This is a genomic window from Microbacterium sp. C-MGS6 (assembly GCF_058140415.1).
In genome coordinates this window covers 2,042,393-2,058,808 of the sequence record NZ_CM176934.1, presented here as the reverse complement: position 1 = coordinate 2,058,808, position 16,416 = coordinate 2,042,393, and the positions used below count along the sequence as shown (strand labels likewise).

Genomic DNA, 16,416 nt, shown 5'->3' with positions numbered 1-16,416 from the left:
AGAAAGGCGATTGTGGCGGACCACTACGAGGTTCTCGGGGTGTCCCGGGACGCTTCCACCGACGAGATCAAGAAGGCGTATCGGCGCCTGGCACGGCAGCTCCACCCGGACGTGAACCCGGGCGAGGAGGCCGCAGAGAAGTTCAAGCTGGTCACGCACGCCTACGACGTGCTCAGCGACGAGGAGTCGCGCCGCCGCTACGACATGGGCGGCGGTGACGGCGCGAACAACTTCGGCGGCTTCGGCGGCTTCGGCGACATCTTCGAGACGTTCTTCGGCGCGTCCCAGGGCGGCGGGCGCGGCGCTCGTCCCCGGTCACGACGGGAGCGCGGGCAGGATGCCCTCGTCCGGGTCACACTCGACCTGGGAGACGTGGTCTTCGGTGCGCACCGCGACATCGAGGTGGACACGGCTGTGCTCTGCGAGACCTGTCAGGGCTCGTGCTGCCAGGAGGGCACGTCACCCGTCACCTGCGACATCTGCGGTGGCACCGGCCACGTGCAGCGTCAGGTGCGCAGCCTGCTCGGCAACGTCGTCACCTCTCAGCCCTGCGGCACCTGCGAGGGCTACGGCACGACCATCCCGTACCCCTGCGGCACCTGCGGCGGTCAGGGACGCGTCCGGTCGCGCCGCACGGTGTCCCTCGACATCCCGGCGGGCGTCGAGACCGGCCTGCGGCTGCAGCTCCCGGGTTCCGGCGAGGTCGGACGCGCCGGTGGCCCGAACGGCGACCTGTACGTCGAGGTGACGGTCAACCCGCACCCCGCGTTCAGCCGGGACGGCGACGACCTGCTCGCCACGCTCGAGGTGTCCATGACCGACGCCATCCTGGGCACCGAGACCTCGATCGAGGGGCTCGACGGGGAGGTCGACCTGGAGATCCGCGCGGGCGTGCAGTCCGGCGACGTGCTGACCATCAAGGGACGGGGCATCACGCCGCTGCGCGGCACCCAGCGTGGCGATCTCCGCGTCGGTGTGCAGGTGGTCACCCCCACCAAGCTCGACTCCGCGCAGCGCAAGCTCATCGAGGACTTCGCGAAGAAGAACAAGGCGCCGGGCCCGCAGCTCGCGCAGTTCCAGCAGGGCCTGTTCTCCAAGCTGCGCGACCGGTTCCGTACCCACTGATCGTGGCGCTGCACTTCCTCGTCGAGTCCGCGGGCGACGCCGCGGTGGGCGGTCTCGTGTCACTGACGGGCGCCGAGGCCAAGCATGCGGCCGTCGTCCGGCGGCTGCGCGTCGGCGAGACGGTCACCGTCGGCGACGGTCGAGGCGTCTGGCTGACCGGCGTCGCCGAGGAGGTGTCACCGTCGCGCGTCGATGTCCGGATCGCCGAGCGCGTCGAGCACGAGCCGGCGACTCCGCGTCTCGTGCTCGTGCAGGCGCTCGCGAAGGGCGACCGCGACGAGCTCGCGGTGCAGGCGGCATGTGAACTGGGCGTCGACGAGATCGTGCCGTGGCAGGCGAGCCGGAGTGTGTCGCGCTGGGAGGGGCCGAAGGCGGTGAAGGGACGCGAGCGCTGGGCGACGATCGTCCGCGAGGCGGCCAAGCAGGCGCACCGGACCTGGGTGCCCGAGGTGGCCGCCCCCGAGTCGACCGCACAGCTTGCGGCGCGCGCGGCGACGCAGCGGGTGCTGCTGCTCGACCCGACCGCTCCCGCCCGGCTCTCCACGCTCGTTCCCGACGACCGTGACCTCGTGCTCGTGGTGGGTCCGGAGGGCGGGATCGCTCCGGAGGAGCTCGAGAGGCTCGCGGCGGCCGGCGCTGAGCGCGTCCTGCTCGGCGACACCGTGTTGCGCACCTCCACTGCGGGACCTGCCGCCATCGCCGTGCTCTCGGTGGCCCTCGGCCGCTGGTGACCGGCCGCGGCCCGCGTCCCCCCAGTAAGCTGAGAGCATGAGCGAACCCTCGATCTTCACGCGCATCCTCACCGGGGACATCCCGGGGGAGATCCTGCTCGACACCGGTCGCGTCTTCGCGATCCGCGACATCGATCCACAGGCGCCGCTCCATGTACTCGTCATCCCGAAGACCGAGGAGTACCGCGACGTGACCGCACTCGCAGCCGGGGATCCCGAGCTGCTGGCGGAGATGGTCGCCGCCGCCAAGCGCATCGCCGAGGAGCACGCCAACGGCGAGTACCGCCTCATCTTCAACAACGGCGCGAGTGTCGCGCAGTCCGTCTTCCACGTGCACGCCCATGTGCTCGGCAACCTCGAGGAGAACAAGCTCGTTGGCTTCTGACGATCAGGAAACCGTCACCGAAAGGCTCTACGCCGACGGTGTCGCGATGGTGCAGCTGCTCGGTCCCCAGGACCGGCTGCTGCGGATGCTGGAGCGGGAGCACCGCGACGTGCAGGTGCTCGTCCGCGGCAACGAGATCACGCTCACGGGTGAGCGCGAGGCCGTCGCCAAGGCCAAGAACCTCGTCGACGAGCTGCTCGCGATGACCAAGGCCGGCCACGACCTCGCCCCGAGCGACGTGTCCAGCTCTGCGCGCATGCTCCGCCAGGAGGGTGGCCCGCGTCCCAGCGAGGTGCTGGGCGAGGCGATCCTGTCCACGCGCGGCAAGGTCATCCGGCCGAAGACGCTCGGCCAGAAGGAGTACGTCGACGCGATCGAGGAGAACACGATCGTGTTCGGCATCGGTCCGGCGGGAACGGGCAAGACCTACCTGGCGATGGCGAAGGCCGTCCAGGCGCTGCAGCGCAAGGAGGTCACGCGCATCATCCTCACGCGTCCGGCGGTCGAGGCGGGGGAGCGCCTCGGGTTCCTCCCCGGCACGCTCACCGACAAGATCGATCCGTACCTGCGGCCGCTCTACGACGCGCTCAACGAGATGATGGACCCGGAGATCGTGCCGCGCCTGATGGCGACCGGGACCATCGAGGTCGCGCCGCTGGCGTACATGCGGGGGCGCACGCTCAACGACTCCTTCGTCGTGCTGGACGAGGCGCAGAACACCACGCCCGAGCAGATGAAGATGTTCCTCACCCGTCTCGGGTTCGGGACGAAGATGGTCGTCACCGGCGACATCACCCAGGTCGACCTCCCGCAGGGAGCCTCCGGTCTCCGCCTGGTCACCCGCGTGCTCGACGGCATCGACGACATCCACTTCTCCCGCCTGACCAGCGACGACGTGGTGCGGCACTCGCTGGTCGGTCGCATCGTCGACGCGTACAGCGAGTACGACGAGCGCCGCGTGGCGCAGCGCACCGAGCGCGAACAGGCGCACGAGTTCGCCAACCGTGCCGAGCGACGCGGTGCCCAGCGACCAGGACCACGCGATCGCATGCCGAAACGAGGGCTCTCATGATCGAGATCAACAACGAGTCGGCGATCGATGTCGACGAGACCGTGCTGCAGCGGCTGACCGACTTCAACCTCGCGCAGCTCCACGTCAGCGCGGACGCCGAGGTCGCCATCGTCCTCGTCGACGAAGGGGCCATGGAGGCGCTGCACGTGCAGTGGATGGACGAGCCGGGCCCGACCGACGTCCTCAGCTTCCCGATGGACGAGCTCCGCCCCGGTACCGAGGACCGGCCGACGCCCCCCGGGCTGCTCGGCGACATCGTCCTCTGCCCGCAGGTCGCGGAGACGCAGGCGCAGGCCGCCGGCCACACGCTGATGGACGAGCTCATCCTGCTCACCACGCACGGACTGCTGCACCTTCTCGGCTTCGATCACGCGGAGCCGGATGAGGAGCGGGAGATGTTCGGTCTGCAGAAGCAGCTCATCCAGGGCTTCGCCGCGTCCGAGCGTCGCCGGCGATGACAGAGCTGCTGCTGCTCGTCGCCGCCGTGCTGCTGGTGGCGTTCGGCGGCCTCATGGCCGCGATCGACGCGGCATACGGCGTGACCTCCCGTGCCGGCCTGGCCGACATGGCGACCGAGGGCCGCCGCGCGAAGGCGCTGGAGCGGATCGCCGGCGACCTCGACGCGCACGTCAACGCGGTCGCCTTCATCCGCGTCCTCGCGGAGGTGACGGCTGCCGTGCTCGTCACCGTGGCGTTCACGATCGTCTTCGAGAACATCTGGTGGGCGATGCTCGCCGCCGCCATCCTGATGACCGGCATCACCTTCGTCCTCGTCGGGGCGAGTCCGCGGACCTTCGGGCATCAGCACGCCGAGAGCATGATCCGGGGGAGTGCGAACGTCGTCCGGGGATTGCGCATCATTCTCGGGCCGATCGCCCAGGGCCTCGTCGTCTTGGGCAACCGCGTCACCCCGGGGACCGGACGCAGCTCGTTCTCGAGCGAGGACCAGCTGCTGAGCATGGTCGACGAGGCCGCCTCGAACGACCTCATCGAGGAGGACGACCGCGACCTCATCCACTCGGTGTTCGACTTCACCGACCAGTTCGTCCGCGCGGTGATGGTGCCGCGCACCGAGATGGTCACCGTGGGCGCGGAGGCGACGACCGACGAGGCCATGTCGCTCTTCCTGCACCGCGGCGTGTCCCGGATGCCGGTCGTCGATGATGAGGCCGACGATGTCGTCGGGGTGCTCTACCTCAAGGACCTCGTGCAGTTCGCCTACCGCGACGACAGCGCCTGGCGCGCCGCCTCGATCCGTCCGATCGCTCGGCCCGCCACGTTCGTTCCCGAGTCGATGCGTGCGGAGACGCTGCTGCAGCAGATGAAGCGCGACGCGGTGCACGTGTGTCTCGTAATCGACGAGCACGGCGGCATCTCCGGCCTGGTGACGCTGGAGGACCTCATCGAGGAGCTCGTGGGGGAGATCTCGGACGAGTACGATCAGGTATCCGCCGAGTTCGTCGACCTGGGCGACGGCCGCTATCGCGTGAGCTCCCGGCTCTCGCTGGAGGACGTGGGCGATCTGTTCGGCCTGGAGCTCGAGGACGAGGACGTCGACTCCATCGGCGGTCTGCTCGGCAAGACGCTCGGCCAGGTGCCGCAGCCCGGTGCGACGGCCACCGTCCACGGCCTCGTGCTCACCGGCGGGGCTTCCCGCGGGCGGGGCCGAGGGATCGCGACGGTGTTCGTGGAGCGGGCAGCAGAGCCCGAAGATGTGCAGGATGAAGGAGAACGGCGCGATGACTGAAGACACCCGGAGCGGGTTCGTGACCTTCGTCGGACGGCCGAACGTGGGCAAGTCGACGCTCACCAACGCCCTCGTCGGCGAGAAGATCGCCATCACGAGCGAGAAGCCGCAGACCACGCGTCGAGCGATCCGCGGCATCCTCAACCGCCCGGACGGACAGCTCGTCATCGTCGACACCCCCGGCATCCACAAGCCGCGCACGCTCCTGGGCGAGCGGCTGAACGACCTCGTCGAGCAGGTGCTGGGCGACGTCGATGTGATCGGCTTCTGCGTGCCCGCGACCGAGAAGGTCGGTCCCGGCGATCGCCGCATCGCCGCTTCGCTGGACGGCTACCCGCGCGCGCAGAAGATCGCCATCGTCACGAAGACCGACGCGGCCGGGCGCGATGAGATCACCGAGCGGCTGATGGAGGTGGACTCCCTCCGCGAGGACTGGGCCGCCGTGATCCCGCTGTCGGCGCTGACGCGCGATCAGCTCGAGGTGCTGGCGGACGAGATCCTGCAGCTCATGCCCGAGGGGCCCGCGCTCTACCCCGAGGGGGTCACCACGGACGAGTCGACGGAGGATCGCATCGCCGAGATCATCCGCGAGGCCGCCCTCGACGGCGTGCGCGATGAGCTCCCGCATTCGATCGCCGTCGTGGTCGACGACATCGCCCCGCGCGAGGACAGCGACCTCACCGACGTGCACGCCTCCATCGTGGTCGAGCGGGACAGCCAGAAGGCCATCATCATCGGCCACAAGGGCAAGCGCCTCCGCGACGTGGGTGCCCGCTCCCGCGCGGGGATCGAGGAGCTGCTCGGGACCCGCGTGTTCCTCGGGCTCCACGTCAAGGTCGCGAAGGAGTGGCAGCGCGATCCCAAGCAGCTCGGCCGGCTCGGGTTCTGACATGCAGGCCCGCAGGACGTCGGAGGCGGCGGGCAGACCGCCGACCCCACCGACATGATCGGCCGCGGCGAAGACCCGAGCTCGCTGCGGGACCAGATCTTCACACGAGTGTTCGACGAGCACTGGGCGACGGTGCGCCACCATATCGAGGGCGTCGTCCCCGACGACGACGAGGTGAGCGAGATCGTGTCGGAGGTCTTCCTCGCGGCGTGGTCGCGACTCCGACCGACACGGCCCCCGGGGAGGGTCTGGCTGCTCCGTGAGACCGACCGTCGGTTGCGCGCGCGGTCCCGGCGCTCATCCACCGCCCACGGGGCGATCGACGCCGTGCACTCAGGGCTCTCCGGCGACCCCGAGACCCTCGGCGGATTCGGACGCAGCGAAGTGCTCAGGGCTTTGGGTGTCCTCACTCCGCTGCAACGGCGTATCATCATGCTCACGTACTGGGATGGACTCGCGGTGGGGGAGATCGCGGAGCTGCTGCGCACTTCTGAGTCCCGGGTACGGAAGACGTTGGCTCGTGCCGAGGATCGGCTGCGAGAGACGCTGGGACTGGAGGGGACGGGGAATGCGTGATGAGTGACAATGCTCTGCTCGAGCGCGTGCTCGTCGAGGCCGATCCCGCGCGCACCCCGAGGGACGCCCCTCCGGACGCGCGCGCCATCGCCGCGCGTGATCGCATCATCCGATCTGCTCGTGCGCCGCGACGACGGCGTGCGAGGACGATCGGCTGGGCAGCGGGCCTCACGGCCGTCGCGGCGTCCGCCGCGGTGGCTTTCGGCGTCCTCCTCCCGCAAGGAGCCGCCGTCGCGGGAGCGCCGTCTCCGCTCGTGTTCGAGGCGGCCGGCTCGCTGAGCGATACGGTGGCCGCGGCGGAGGCGGACCTCGAGGTCTTCAGTCCACCGGCGGAACCCGAGCGCTCGACGCGCACGGCGTTCTGGTCGTACAACGTCGAGGTCGACACCGAACGGGCCGAGGTCGTTCCGCAGTTCGCGACCTTCACCTGGGAGGAAGACCTCTCGGGAGAGGCCGTCGCCATCAACGGTGAGCCGTATGCGCCGACGGATGCGGTGGCGAACGGACAGGCCGAGGTGAAGAGCACGGGCGAGGTGGCATCCCGCGTCGTCCTCGCTCCGGGCGAGTTCGTCACTCCTGTCGTCGACGTCCCGGGCGATTCCGCCGCGGACGTGCGGGCGCTGCTGGTCGCCTTCGACATGCCCGAGCAGCCGACCGCGTTCGAGGCGGTCACGGCGATCACCTCCGTCTTCGGGCAGTGGACGCTGACGAACGCGCAGCACGCCGAGTTGCTGACTCTGATCGAGGAGTCCGGGGGCGCGGAGGCTCTGGGGACGACGAACGATCGCCTCGGCCGCCCGGTCGCCGGGATCCGTGTCATCTCCGCGGACGGCGTCGTCCGTGACGACGTGCTCGTATCGCTCGACACCGGCCGCATCGTGGGTCTCGAACGGACGGTACTCAAGGACGACGGGGTGTTCCCCGCGGGGGCGATCGTCGACTACCGGATGTGGGACATCGACGAGGAGATGCTGCGATGACACGGCTGCGCATCGCCGTCGTGGTCGGACTGGCGCTGGTGCTGACCGGAGCAGGCGGTCCCGTCGCCGCGGCCACCGCTGAGGAGCCGACGCTCGACCCGTTGATGGTGCGTATCCTCGAGGAGGTGCCCGGTGGCGTGGTGATCGACGCCGGCAGCGCCGTCTGGCCGAAGCTCGACATGGAGTACACCTCGAACACCGGGACCGTCCGCACGATGGCGCGTGCAGTCGGGAACTGTGCGACCGGTCGCATCTGCGCGTACCGGGAGCTCAATCGCGTCGGCGCCATGCTGAGCTGGGGAAGCTGTACGACCATCGCGATCCCTTCCTCCTTCGCGACGAAGTCGGCGGCGAACGCCCGCACCTCCGGTTACATGCAGGTCCGGAACGGGAGCACGGTCCTGGCGACGGTCTCCGCCAACGCGTGGAGCAACGTCTCCGGCACCGCGACCAACATCCGCTGTTTCCTCTGACGGCAGGACGGCTGACCATGGCGACGCACTGGGTGGCGACGGCGGCGGGGTCTCCCGAGTCGTGGGAGTTCGAGGAGTACGAGCCCGCAGCGCCGGGAAAGGGCGAGGTCACGATCCGCGTCCGGGCCGCCGGTGTGAATCCGGCCGACGCGAAGCATGTCGCGGCCCCCCGACCGGGGCTCGAGTTCCCCGTGCCCGTCGGATACGAGGTCTCGGGTGAGCTCGCGGCGATCGGCCCTGCGACCCGCATCGGTTCCGGTGAGGCCGAGGTCGGCGATGAGGTCGTGGCGTTCCGCGTGCGGGGCGGTTACGCGACCGAGGTCACGGTGCCCGCGGCGAAGGTGTTCGCGAAGCCGTCCACGCTCACCCACCCGGAAGCGGCCAACCTTCTGCTCGTCGGCACGACGGCCGCGGAGATGCTCGCCGTCACCGGGGCGTCGCCGGGGGAGACGGTTTTGCTGCACGGGGCGTCGGGCGCGGTCGGTGTCAGCGTGCTGCAGCAGGCGCGGCTCCGGAACGTCCGGGTCATCGGCACCGCCAGCCCCGAACGCTTCGACGAGGTGCGGCGTTTCGGCGGGGTCCCGGTGGCCTACGGACGGGGCCTCGCTGATCGGGTACGAGCGCTGGCCGACGGACCGATCGCCGCGGCTCTGGATGCGGTGGGCACCGACGAGGCGATCGACGTGTCCCTCGCCCTGGTGTCCGATCGCCGCCGCATCGTCACGATCGCGAACTTCGCGCGGGCATCGGCCGACGGGTTCCTCGCGATCGCGGGGTCGATGCCGGACAGTGCACGATTCCGCGACGAGGTGCGCAGCGAACTCGTCGCCCTGGCGCAGAACGGCGACCTGGTGGTTCCGCTCGCGCGCACGTTCCCGCTCACCGAGGCGCCGGCCGCGCACCGGCTCCTCGCCACAGGGCACCCGGGCGGCAAGCTCGCGCTGGTCACCGACGCCTAGTCGATCTCGCGGAGCGCGGACGTGACGATGACCACGTCCTCGCCGTACTCGGCGTCGACCGCGTCCTGCAGCGTCCCGTCATCCCAGACGACCTGGAGCCACACGTAGCCGCGGTCCGTCGACACGGCGAGCGCGTCCGCGCCGAGGCGTCCGGCGATGTCGTTCTGCACGCGGTCGAGCTCATCCGCCGTGCTCGCGCCGTCCGCGCCGTCGGTCGGATCCTCCGGAGCCATCGGATCGTGGAGCGCGAGGAGGGCGGGCGGTGCGGTCACCGTGAACCGCTCGCCGTCCCAGGTGCCGGTGACCGCGTACGCCCCCCAGCGCGTCTCCCCGGACGCCTCGCTGCCGTCCACACCGTCCCAGCTCCACTCGTCGAGCGCGACTCCGTCGCACTGCGGCGGATACGACTCGCGGATCGCACCGAGACACAGCCGGACCTCCCCGGATTCGTCGAGGACCGTTCCCGTGGCGACCACGGTCCCCTCCGGCGGCGCGGGCTCCGCCTCTTCCAGGCGGGAGTCCGACGGGACCGTCGTGCTGGTCGGCGGCGACGATGCTCCTGGGCTCGCGGCGCAGCCGGCCAGCAGCAACAGCGCCGACACGACGCCGACGGCGAGGAGGGGACGGTCGCGGAAGGTGCTCATACCGACCAGTGTCGCGCGCACTCGCATCGTCTCGGGGCGTCGAAACACCTGCGGCTTCCCTGCTAGCATGACCACATGCCTTTCGGCGGTCTGCTTCTTCTTAGCTGCCGCGACGAGTCCTAAAGCTAGGGCCTTCCTCGTCGCGGCGCTTGTGTTGGCCCGTTCATCTTGACGAAGAGAAGAAGCCCCATCATGCAGAACACTCAGCGCCCGTCCGCGATGCCGATCCACAAGTACCGGCCGTTCCACGAGCAGATCACCGTCCACCTGCCTGATCGCACGTGGCCCGACGCCCGCATCACCGAGGCCCCCCGCTGGTGCGCGGTCGACCTCCGCGACGGCAACCAGGCCCTCATCGACCCGATGTCACCCGAGCGCAAGCGCGTCATGTTCGAGCTGCTCGTGAGCATGGGCTACAAGGAGATCGAGGTCGGCTTCCCGTCGGCGAGCCAGACCGACTTCGACTTCGTGCGCCAGCTCATCGAGGAGAACGTCATCCCGGACGACGTCACGATCCAGGTCCTGACGCAGGCGCGCGAGCACCTGATCGCTCGCACCTACGAGGCGATCGCGGGAGCCAAGCAGGCCATCGTGCACCTCTACAACTCCACGAGCGTGTTGCAGCGCGAGGTGGTCTTCCGCACCGACAAGCAGGGCATCATCGACATCGCGCTCGAGGGCGCTCGGCTGTGCCGCCAGTTCGAGAAGACCATCCCCGACACGCAGGTGTACTACGAGTACTCCCCGGAGAGCTACACCGGCACCGAGCTGGAGTTCGCGGTCGACGTCTGCAACCAGGTCATCGAGATCTTCGAGCCCACGCCGGACCGCAAGGTGATCATCAACCTCCCCGCGACGGTGGAGATGGCGACGCCGAACATCTACGCCGACTCGATCGAGTGGATGAGCCGTCACCTCGCCCACCGCGAGAACGTCATCCTGTCGCTGCACCCGCACAACGACCGCGGCACCGCGATCGCCGCGGCGGAGCTGGGCTACATGGCCGGCGCCGACCGTATCGAGGGCTGCCTGTTCGGCAACGGCGAGCGCACCGGCAACGTCGACCTCGTCGCGCTGGGCATCAACATGTTCACTCAGGGCATCGACCCGCAGATCGACTTCAGCGACATCGATCAGGTCAAGCGGACGGTCGAGTACTGCAACCAGCTGCCGGTGCCGGAGCGCAGCCCGTGGGCCGGCGACCTCGTCTTCACCGCGTTCAGCGGTTCGCACCAGGACGCCATCAAGAAGGGCTTCGAGGCCATGGCCGCCAAGGCCGAGGCGCAGGGCGTGACGGTCGACGAGATCGAGTGGGCCGTGCCGTACCTGCCCGTCGACCCGAAGGACCTCGGCCGCTCGTACGAGGCCGTCATCCGCGTGAACTCCCAGTCGGGCAAGGGCGGGGTCGCGTACCTGCTCAAGTCCGATCACGCGATCGACCTGCCGCGCAAGCTCCAGATCGAGTTCTCCGGGGTCGTGCAGGCCAAGACGGATGCCGAGGGCGGAGAGGTCACCAGCGAGCAGATCTGGTCGATCTTCACGGACGAATACCTGCCCGCCGCCGACACCGAGGCCAAGTGGGGGCGGTTCGAGCTGCTCGCCACGCAGACCAGGAGCGACATGTCCGGTGACGTGGTGCTCGATGTCGTGCTGCGGGACGACGACCAGGAGGTCTCCGTCTCCGGCAACGGCAACGGTCCGGTCGCGGCGTTCGTCGAGGTGCTCCGGGGTCAGGGGTTCGACATCACGGTCTATGACTACGTCGAGCACGCTCTCAGCGCCGGCGGCGACGCGCAGGCCGCGGCCTACGTCGAGCTGCAGGTCGGCGACCAGCGCCTGTGGGGAGTCGGCATCGACGGCGACATCTCGACCGCGTCGCTCAAGGCGATCGTGTCCGGCGTGAACCGCTCGATCCGCAGCCGTCAGCAGGAGCTGGCCGCCGTCTGATCTTCCTTCGAATCGCGCGATTGGTCGTATCCGGCCGCCGGATGGGACCATTCGCGCGATTCGAAGGAGGGGGTCAGTCCATCCACTGCACCAGCTGCCAGATGAGGCCGTTGGGATCGGCGAACTGGCAGTAGCGTTCGCCCCATGGCTCGGTCTCGGGAGCGGTGACCACCCGCGCACCCGCGGCGGCGATGCGGGCGAACTCCCGGTCGATCTCGTCGACGACGAAGACGATCAGGGTGCCTTGACCGGCGGATCCGGCGATCTCCTCCGGACGGAACGTCGTGAGCCCGGTCTCGAGGAAGATGACGTTCGGGACGGGTCCCGGGTGCTGCAACGAGACGAAGCCCTCCGCGGACATCGCCTCCTCGAAGCCGAAATGCGTCATGGCGAAGGCGGCGGAGGCCGCCACGTCGGGGACGTTGAGCGAGAGGGCGGTCTGAGTGATGTTCACGATGCTCCATTCCAAAAGTCTGTACAGCGTACAGGGTTAAGTCCGGAGCGGTCTAGGCTATTCCCGATGACCAGGAATCTCGTCGATCTGCTCTGGCGGCACAGCCCCGCGGCTCCCGTGGCTCGGCAGCGCGGTCCGAAGGCGCGCCACTCGACGGATGACGTCGTGGATCGTGCCGTGGCGCTGGCTGACGCCGAGGGCCTCGGCGCGGTGACGATCCGGTCTCTCGCGCAGTGTCTCGAGCTGACTCCGATGTCGATCTACACGCACGTCAACAGCCGCGCCGACCTGCTCGTCCTGATGGCGGATGCGATGCACGCCAGGATGCCCACCGAGCCTGCGCAGGCGTCCGGGTGGCGCGCGGAGGTCCGGGCGGTCGCCGAGGACAACCTGCGCCTCCTCCGGGCTCACCCCTGGCTCATCGACATCCACGACCCGCGGGTCGCGCTCGGCCCTGGAACCATCGCCAAGTACGACCGGGAACTCCACGCCTTCGACGGCCTCGGCTTCACCGCCGTGGATCGTGATGCGGCGCTGAGCTTCGTGCTCGACTTCACTCTCTCCGCGGCAGCACGCATGCGGGAGGAGGAGAGCGCGGATTCGTTCGCGGCCTCGTGGGCAGAGGCCGCACCGCGTCTGGCGGCCTATCTCGGTGACGCGATGCCGCTCGCCCGGTCAGTGGGTCAGGCTGCCGGGGAGTCGATGGGCGCCCCCTACGACGCTCGAGCAGCCTGGGACTTCGGTCTCGCGCGCGTGATCGACGGGCTCGCCGGCACCTGACCCTCCTTCGAATCGCGCGATTGGTCGTATCCGGCTGCGGGATGGAGCCAATCGCGCGACTCGAAGTCAGTCCTGGGGCTTCACGATCGCGATGGCGCCGGTCTCCGCGGCGACCTTGCGGCGGTACAGACGGCGCTGCTCCGGAAGCGAGACGTCGAACGTCACGGCGAGGATGCGGATCACAGCCGTCACGACGATGCCGATGACCGCCGCGAGCGGGATCGGCATGCCGACCGCGTTCGCGACGACGATGAACGTGCAGCCGGCCGCGGCGGCCACCGCGTACAGGGAGCCGACGTGCATGATGGCGGTCGGCAGCCCCATGAGCATGTCGCGGAGGACGCTCCCGCCGACCGCGGCGCACACGCCGATGAAGACCGCGGGTACTTCGGGGATGCCGAAGGCGAGGGCCTTGCTCGTTCCGAAGGCGCCGAACATGCCGATCACCACGGCGTCGAGCACGACGATCGCGGTGTTGAGTCGCGTGAAGAGTCCGGCCAGCAGCATGCCGAGCAGCGCGGCACCCGCGGCCGTGACCAGATACCACTGGTTCTGCAGCGTCGCGGGAGTCTGTCCGAGCAGGATGTCGCGGATGAGACCGCCACCCATGCCGATCATGATCCCGATGATCGCGACGCCCAGCCAGTCGAGCCGACGCTGCCCTTGGAACCCGGCGGCGAACATCGCGCCCTGCACTCCGCCGAGGCCGACGCCGAGGAGGTCCGCCCACAGCGGAATGGTGAAGAGCGGTTCGGTCACGCGTCCATTGTCGCGCACGGAGGATAATCGAAGGGTGCCCACCTACCGAGACGAAGCGGTGATCCTGCGCACCCACAAACTGGGGGAGGCGGATCGCATCGTCACGATGCTGTCCCGGCGGCACGGAAAGGTGCGCGCGGTCGCGAAGGGTGTGCGTCGCACCTCGTCGAAGTTCGGCTCCCGCCTCGAGCCGTTCATGGTCGCGGACGTGCAGCTCTACGAAGGCCGCTCGCTCGACATCGTGCAGCAGGCCGAGTCGCTCGGGGCTTATGGCACGGACATCGCCGCTCATTACGACCGGTTCACCGCCGCGAACGCCATGGTCGAGACGGCGGATCGGCTCAGCGACGCCGAGGCCACCCCGGAGCAGTACCTCCTGCTCGTCGGCGGGCTGCGGGCGCTGTCCCGCGGCGAGCACGCCCCGCGCAGCATCCTCGACTCGTACCTGCTGCGGGTCATGTCCCTCTCCGGGTGGGCGCCGTCCCTCGAGGACTGCGCGCGCTGCGGAGCCCCGGGGCCGCACTCCGTCTTCGTCGCGCAGCTCGGCGGCCTGGTCTGCCGTGCCGACGCGCCCGCCGGGAGCCCCCGGATCGCCGAGAAGACCCTGACGCTGCTGCGCGCGCTGATCCGCGGGGACTGGGACCTCATCGACGCCGCCCCGCACGCCGACACGGCGGCTGCATCCGGCCTCGTCGCGGCGTATGCCCAGTGGCACCTGGAGCGCGGCATCCGCTCGCTCGCGCACGTCTCGTCCACCCCCGGAGAAGGAGCACGGTGAGCCCGAAGCCCTACACGCACAAGGACGCGGTGCCCTACCGGCCGATCGACTGGACGGGCGTGTATCCGCCCGCGTTCCCCGCCGTCCCGGAGCACGTCGCCATCGTCATGGACGGCAACGGCCGCTGGGCGAACCGCCGGGGGCTCAACCGCATCGAGGGGCACAAGGCAGGGGAGGAGGTGCTGCTGGACGTCGTCGCCGGCGCGATCCAGGCCGGCGTGAAGCACCTCTCCGTCTATGCGTTCTCCACCGAGAACTGGGCTCGTTCGCCGGAGGAGGTCCGCTTCCTCATGGGCTACAACCGCGATGTGCTGCACCGCCGTCGCGATCAGCTCAACGAGTGGGGCGTGCGGGTCCGGTGGGCCGGGCGCAAGCCGCGCCTGTGGGGCAGCGTCATCAAGGAGCTGCAGTATGCCGAGCAGCTCACCCGCGACAACGACGTGCTCACCCTCACCATGTGCGTCAACTACGGCGGACGGATCGAGCTTGTCGACGCGATGCGGGCGATCGCGGCCGATGTCGCGGCCGGGCGGGTGAAGCCGAACGCGATCAGCGAGAAGATGATCCGCCGGCACCTGTACGTGCCGGACATGCCGGACGTGGACCTGTTCCTGCGCAGCTCGGGGGAGCAGCGCACCTCGAACTTCCTGCTGTGGCAGTCGGCCTACGCCGAGATGGTGTTCCTCGACACGCTGTGGCCGGACTTCTCCCGCGAGGAGCTCTGGCGTGCGATCGGGGTCTACCTCTCCCGCGACCGTCGCTTCGGCGGCGCAGTGGACACCCCGACGTCGGCCTGAGCCCGCAGCCAGCGCTCCGTCTCGCGCGGATGCGTCAGCCGCACGATCGTGAGATGCGGGAAGCGCTCCTGCACCTGGGGGAAGCGCTCGGTCCATTTGTGGAGCGTCGCGGTCTGCCACGCCAGGATGCTCTCCTCCGGCGTGCTCCCCAGCATCCGCCAGATCGGCTTCTCGACGTTCCCGTTCCACATCCGGGTGCGGAGGATGCTGCGGCTGAGGGTGCGTCGGAGCAGACGCGACCGCACCACGCGGTACGGGTAGTCGAGCCAGACCGCGAGCTGCGCCCTCGGAGTCAGGATCTCGTCGGTGCCCTTGCTCGTGTACTGCCACTCGGTCACCCAGCGCTCGTCCGCCGCGAAGGCGCGCACGTCGTCGAGGAACTCCGCCCGCGGGGTCCACTCCGGACCGTGGAACAGGCCGTCGATCTCCACGTGCCGCAGCTCCCAGAGCGCGGCGAGTCGCCGGGAGAGTGTCGTCTTCCCCGAGCCGGTGACACCGGCGACGAGCACGCGCTCGGGCCGGAAGGGAAGCGGATCATCGGCGGAGAGCATCCGAGGATTCTACTGACGGAATACGTCGGACGCGCGGGCGGTTGACCATCGTGTGACTGAACCCATTTCCATCGACATCTGGTCCGACATCGCCTGCCCCTGGTGCTACATCGGCAAGCGCAACCTCGAGAAGGGTCTCGAAGCCGTCGCGGCCGATGAGGATGCTCCGCAGGTCACCGTCACCTTCCACTCGTTCGAGCTCTCGCCCGACACCCCCGTCGACTTCGACGGCGACGAGATCGACTTCCTCTCCGGTCACAAGGGCATGCCGCGCACGCAGGTCGAGCAGATGCTGGCCAACGTCACGAACGTCGCCGCGAACGCGGGCCTGCAGTACCGGTTCGACCTGCTGCAGCACACGAACACCGTGAAGGCGCACGAGCTGCTGCACTTCGCGAAGGCCGAGGGGCGCCAGCACGAGATGGAGGAGCGGCTCATGTCCGCGTACTTCACCGAGGGCAAGCATGTGGGGCGCATCGACGACCTCGTGGCCCTCGCGGCCGAGGTCGGCCTCGATGCCGATCGCGCCCGCGCCGCGCTCGAGAGCGAGCAGTACCTCGCCGATGTCCGCCAGGACCAGGCGCAGGCTCGCGCGTACGGGATCCAGGGCGTGCCGTTCTTCGTGGTCGACGGTCAGTACGGCATCAGCGGCGCGCAGCCGCCTGCGGCGTTCGAGAACGTCATCCGCGACCTCTGGGCGCAGCGGAGCGCTGCCGTCGAGGCCTGACCCGCTCCGGCAGGCGACGGCGGGGACCCCGGGTCGGGGGTC

General features: G+C 69.5%; 20 protein-coding genes. 16 read left to right on the top strand and 4 right to left on the bottom strand.

The window, feature by feature from the left end:
* Window positions 1-12: 12 nt before the first annotated feature.
* From dnaJ to AC3B5L_RS10010, 11 genes are read left to right on the top strand one after another with little or no spacing between them, the layout of a single operon-like run.
* Window positions 13-1,125, top strand: a complete 1,113-nt coding sequence (gene dnaJ, locus AC3B5L_RS10060) for a molecular chaperone DnaJ (protein WP_060922189.1) — start codon at window positions 13-15, stop codon at window positions 1,123-1,125.
* Window positions 1,126-1,127: 2 nt separating this feature from the next.
* Window positions 1,128-1,856 (top strand): 16S rRNA (uracil(1498)-N(3))-methyltransferase, encoded by a 729-nt coding sequence (locus AC3B5L_RS10055; protein WP_259952212.1) that lies wholly within the window; start codon window positions 1,128-1,130, stop codon window positions 1,854-1,856.
* 37 nt (window positions 1,857-1,893) lie between these two features.
* The gene (locus AC3B5L_RS10050) at window positions 1,894-2,241 is read left to right on the top strand and encodes an HIT domain-containing protein (RefSeq protein ID WP_101845350.1); all 348 of its coding nucleotides are present in this window, start codon (window positions 1,894-1,896) and stop codon (window positions 2,239-2,241) included.
* Between the two features lie 46 nt (window positions 2,242-2,287).
* On the top strand, window positions 2,288-3,313 hold the full coding sequence (locus AC3B5L_RS10045) for a PhoH family protein (protein WP_232089241.1): 1,026 nt from the start codon (window positions 2,288-2,290) through the stop codon (window positions 3,311-3,313).
* On the top strand, window positions 3,310-3,771 hold the full coding sequence (gene ybeY, locus AC3B5L_RS10040; protein WP_025103688.1) for an rRNA maturation RNase YbeY: 462 nt from the start codon (window positions 3,310-3,312) through the stop codon (window positions 3,769-3,771). The genes AC3B5L_RS10045 and ybeY overlap by 4 nt, the downstream gene beginning before the upstream one ends.
* Window positions 3,768-5,060: a hemolysin family protein gene (locus AC3B5L_RS10035; protein WP_259952213.1), complete on the top strand. Its 1,293-nt coding sequence runs from the start codon at window positions 3,768-3,770 to the stop codon at window positions 5,058-5,060. The genes ybeY and AC3B5L_RS10035 overlap by 4 nt, the downstream gene beginning before the upstream one ends.
* Window positions 5,053-5,949 carry a GTPase Era gene (gene era / locus AC3B5L_RS10030; RefSeq protein WP_187661663.1) on the top strand — a complete coding sequence of 299 codons (897 nt, stop codon included), beginning with the start codon at window positions 5,053-5,055 and terminating at the stop codon, window positions 5,947-5,949. The genes AC3B5L_RS10035 and era overlap by 8 nt, the downstream gene beginning before the upstream one ends.
* 54 nt (window positions 5,950-6,003) lie before the next feature.
* Window positions 6,004-6,525 (top strand): RNA polymerase sigma factor, encoded by a 522-nt coding sequence (locus AC3B5L_RS10025; RefSeq protein WP_268776201.1) that lies wholly within the window; start codon window positions 6,004-6,006, stop codon window positions 6,523-6,525.
* On the top strand, window positions 6,525-7,505 hold the full coding sequence (locus tag AC3B5L_RS10020; protein WP_268776202.1) for a hypothetical protein: 981 nt from the start codon (window positions 6,525-6,527) through the stop codon (window positions 7,503-7,505). Before AC3B5L_RS10025 ends, AC3B5L_RS10020 begins: the two co-directional genes overlap by 1 nt.
* Complete coding sequence (locus tag AC3B5L_RS10015) at window positions 7,502-7,978, top strand: hypothetical protein (RefSeq protein WP_268776203.1); 477 nt, start codon at window positions 7,502-7,504, stop codon at window positions 7,976-7,978. The genes AC3B5L_RS10020 and AC3B5L_RS10015 overlap by 4 nt, the downstream gene beginning before the upstream one ends.
* 17 nt (window positions 7,979-7,995) lie before the next feature.
* Window positions 7,996-8,937 carry a quinone oxidoreductase family protein gene (locus AC3B5L_RS10010; RefSeq protein ID WP_187661658.1) on the top strand — a complete coding sequence of 314 codons (942 nt, stop codon included), beginning with the start codon at window positions 7,996-7,998 and terminating at the stop codon, window positions 8,935-8,937.
* Here the strand turns inward: AC3B5L_RS10010 and AC3B5L_RS10005 are convergent.
* Window positions 8,934-9,581 (bottom strand): hypothetical protein, encoded by a 648-nt coding sequence (locus AC3B5L_RS10005; RefSeq protein ID WP_232089032.1) that lies wholly within the window; start codon window positions 9,579-9,581, stop codon window positions 8,934-8,936. The genes AC3B5L_RS10010 and AC3B5L_RS10005 overlap by 4 nt on opposite strands.
* A gap of 192 nt (window positions 9,582-9,773) precedes the next feature.
* Between AC3B5L_RS10005 and leuA the strand changes: the two genes are divergently transcribed.
* Entirely contained in the window at window positions 9,774-11,528 is a 1,755-nt protein-coding gene (gene leuA, locus AC3B5L_RS10000) for a 2-isopropylmalate synthase (RefSeq protein WP_268776204.1), read from the top strand.
* Between the two features lie 73 nt (window positions 11,529-11,601).
* On the opposite strand, the gene AC3B5L_RS09995 is transcribed toward leuA, so the two are convergent.
* Window positions 11,602-11,982, bottom strand: coding sequence for a VOC family protein (locus tag AC3B5L_RS09995; protein ID WP_315637663.1), 381 nt, complete (start codon window positions 11,980-11,982; stop codon window positions 11,602-11,604).
* 66 nt (window positions 11,983-12,048) lie between these two features.
* Here AC3B5L_RS09995 and AC3B5L_RS09990 point away from each other — a divergent pair, with 66 nt between their 5' ends.
* On the top strand, window positions 12,049-12,762 hold the full coding sequence (locus tag AC3B5L_RS09990; protein WP_490095725.1) for a TetR/AcrR family transcriptional regulator: 714 nt from the start codon (window positions 12,049-12,051) through the stop codon (window positions 12,760-12,762).
* Window positions 12,763-12,828: 66 nt separating this feature from the next.
* On the opposite strand, the gene AC3B5L_RS09985 is transcribed toward AC3B5L_RS09990, so the two are convergent.
* Window positions 12,829-13,521 (bottom strand): trimeric intracellular cation channel family protein, encoded by a 693-nt coding sequence (locus tag AC3B5L_RS09985; protein WP_101845374.1) that lies wholly within the window; start codon window positions 13,519-13,521, stop codon window positions 12,829-12,831.
* A gap of 34 nt (window positions 13,522-13,555) precedes the next feature.
* Here AC3B5L_RS09985 and recO point away from each other — a divergent pair, with 34 nt between their 5' ends.
* The gene (gene recO / locus AC3B5L_RS09980; RefSeq protein WP_187661653.1) at window positions 13,556-14,299 is read left to right on the top strand and encodes a DNA repair protein RecO; all 744 of its coding nucleotides are present in this window, start codon (window positions 13,556-13,558) and stop codon (window positions 14,297-14,299) included.
* The gene (locus AC3B5L_RS09975) at window positions 14,296-15,096 is read left to right on the top strand and encodes an isoprenyl transferase (RefSeq protein WP_259952224.1); all 801 of its coding nucleotides are present in this window, start codon (window positions 14,296-14,298) and stop codon (window positions 15,094-15,096) included. The genes recO and AC3B5L_RS09975 overlap by 4 nt, the downstream gene beginning before the upstream one ends.
* Here AC3B5L_RS09975 and AC3B5L_RS09970 read toward each other — a convergent pair.
* On the bottom strand, window positions 15,039-15,647 hold the full coding sequence (locus AC3B5L_RS09970) for an adenylate kinase family protein (protein ID WP_187661651.1): 609 nt from the start codon (window positions 15,645-15,647) through the stop codon (window positions 15,039-15,041). The genes AC3B5L_RS09975 and AC3B5L_RS09970 overlap by 58 nt on opposite strands.
* A 52-nt stretch (window positions 15,648-15,699) precedes the next feature.
* Here AC3B5L_RS09970 and AC3B5L_RS09965 point away from each other — a divergent pair, with 52 nt between their 5' ends.
* Window positions 15,700-16,374 (top strand): DsbA family oxidoreductase, encoded by a 675-nt coding sequence (locus AC3B5L_RS09965; protein WP_085607723.1) that lies wholly within the window; start codon window positions 15,700-15,702, stop codon window positions 16,372-16,374.
* Window positions 16,375-16,416: the final 42 nt, after the last annotated feature.

Bases quoted from the DNA above. Each gene is read 5' to 3' on its own strand.
- AC3B5L_RS09970 (WP_187661651.1), bottom strand. From the start codon at position 15,647: ATGCTCTCCGCCGATGATCCGCTTCCCTTCCGGCCCGAGCGCGTGCTC.
- AC3B5L_RS10045 (WP_232089241.1), top strand. From the start codon at position 2,288: ATGGTGCAGCTGCTCGGTCCCCAGGACCGGCTGCTGCGGATGCTGGAG.
- AC3B5L_RS10025 (WP_268776201.1), top strand. From the start codon at position 6,004: ATGATCGGCCGCGGCGAAGACCCGAGCTCGCTGCGGGACCAGATCTTC.
- era (WP_187661663.1), top strand. From the start codon at position 5,053: ATGACTGAAGACACCCGGAGCGGGTTCGTGACCTTCGTCGGACGGCCG.
- AC3B5L_RS10010 (WP_187661658.1), top strand. From the start codon at position 7,996: ATGGCGACGCACTGGGTGGCGACGGCGGCGGGGTCTCCCGAGTCGTGG.
- AC3B5L_RS09990 (WP_490095725.1), top strand. From the start codon at position 12,049: ATGACCAGGAATCTCGTCGATCTGCTCTGGCGGCACAGCCCCGCGGCT.
- AC3B5L_RS10050 (WP_101845350.1), top strand. From the start codon at position 1,894: ATGAGCGAACCCTCGATCTTCACGCGCATCCTCACCGGGGACATCCCG.
- ybeY (WP_025103688.1), top strand. From the start codon at position 3,310: ATGATCGAGATCAACAACGAGTCGGCGATCGATGTCGACGAGACCGTG.
- leuA (WP_268776204.1), top strand. From the start codon at position 9,774: ATGCAGAACACTCAGCGCCCGTCCGCGATGCCGATCCACAAGTACCGG.
- AC3B5L_RS10015 (WP_268776203.1), top strand. From the start codon at position 7,502: ATGACACGGCTGCGCATCGCCGTCGTGGTCGGACTGGCGCTGGTGCTG.
- AC3B5L_RS10005 (WP_232089032.1), bottom strand. From the start codon at position 9,581: ATGAGCACCTTCCGCGACCGTCCCCTCCTCGCCGTCGGCGTCGTGTCG.
- AC3B5L_RS10035 (WP_259952213.1), top strand. From the start codon at position 3,768: ATGACAGAGCTGCTGCTGCTCGTCGCCGCCGTGCTGCTGGTGGCGTTC.
- AC3B5L_RS10020 (WP_268776202.1), top strand. From the start codon at position 6,525: ATGAGTGACAATGCTCTGCTCGAGCGCGTGCTCGTCGAGGCCGATCCC.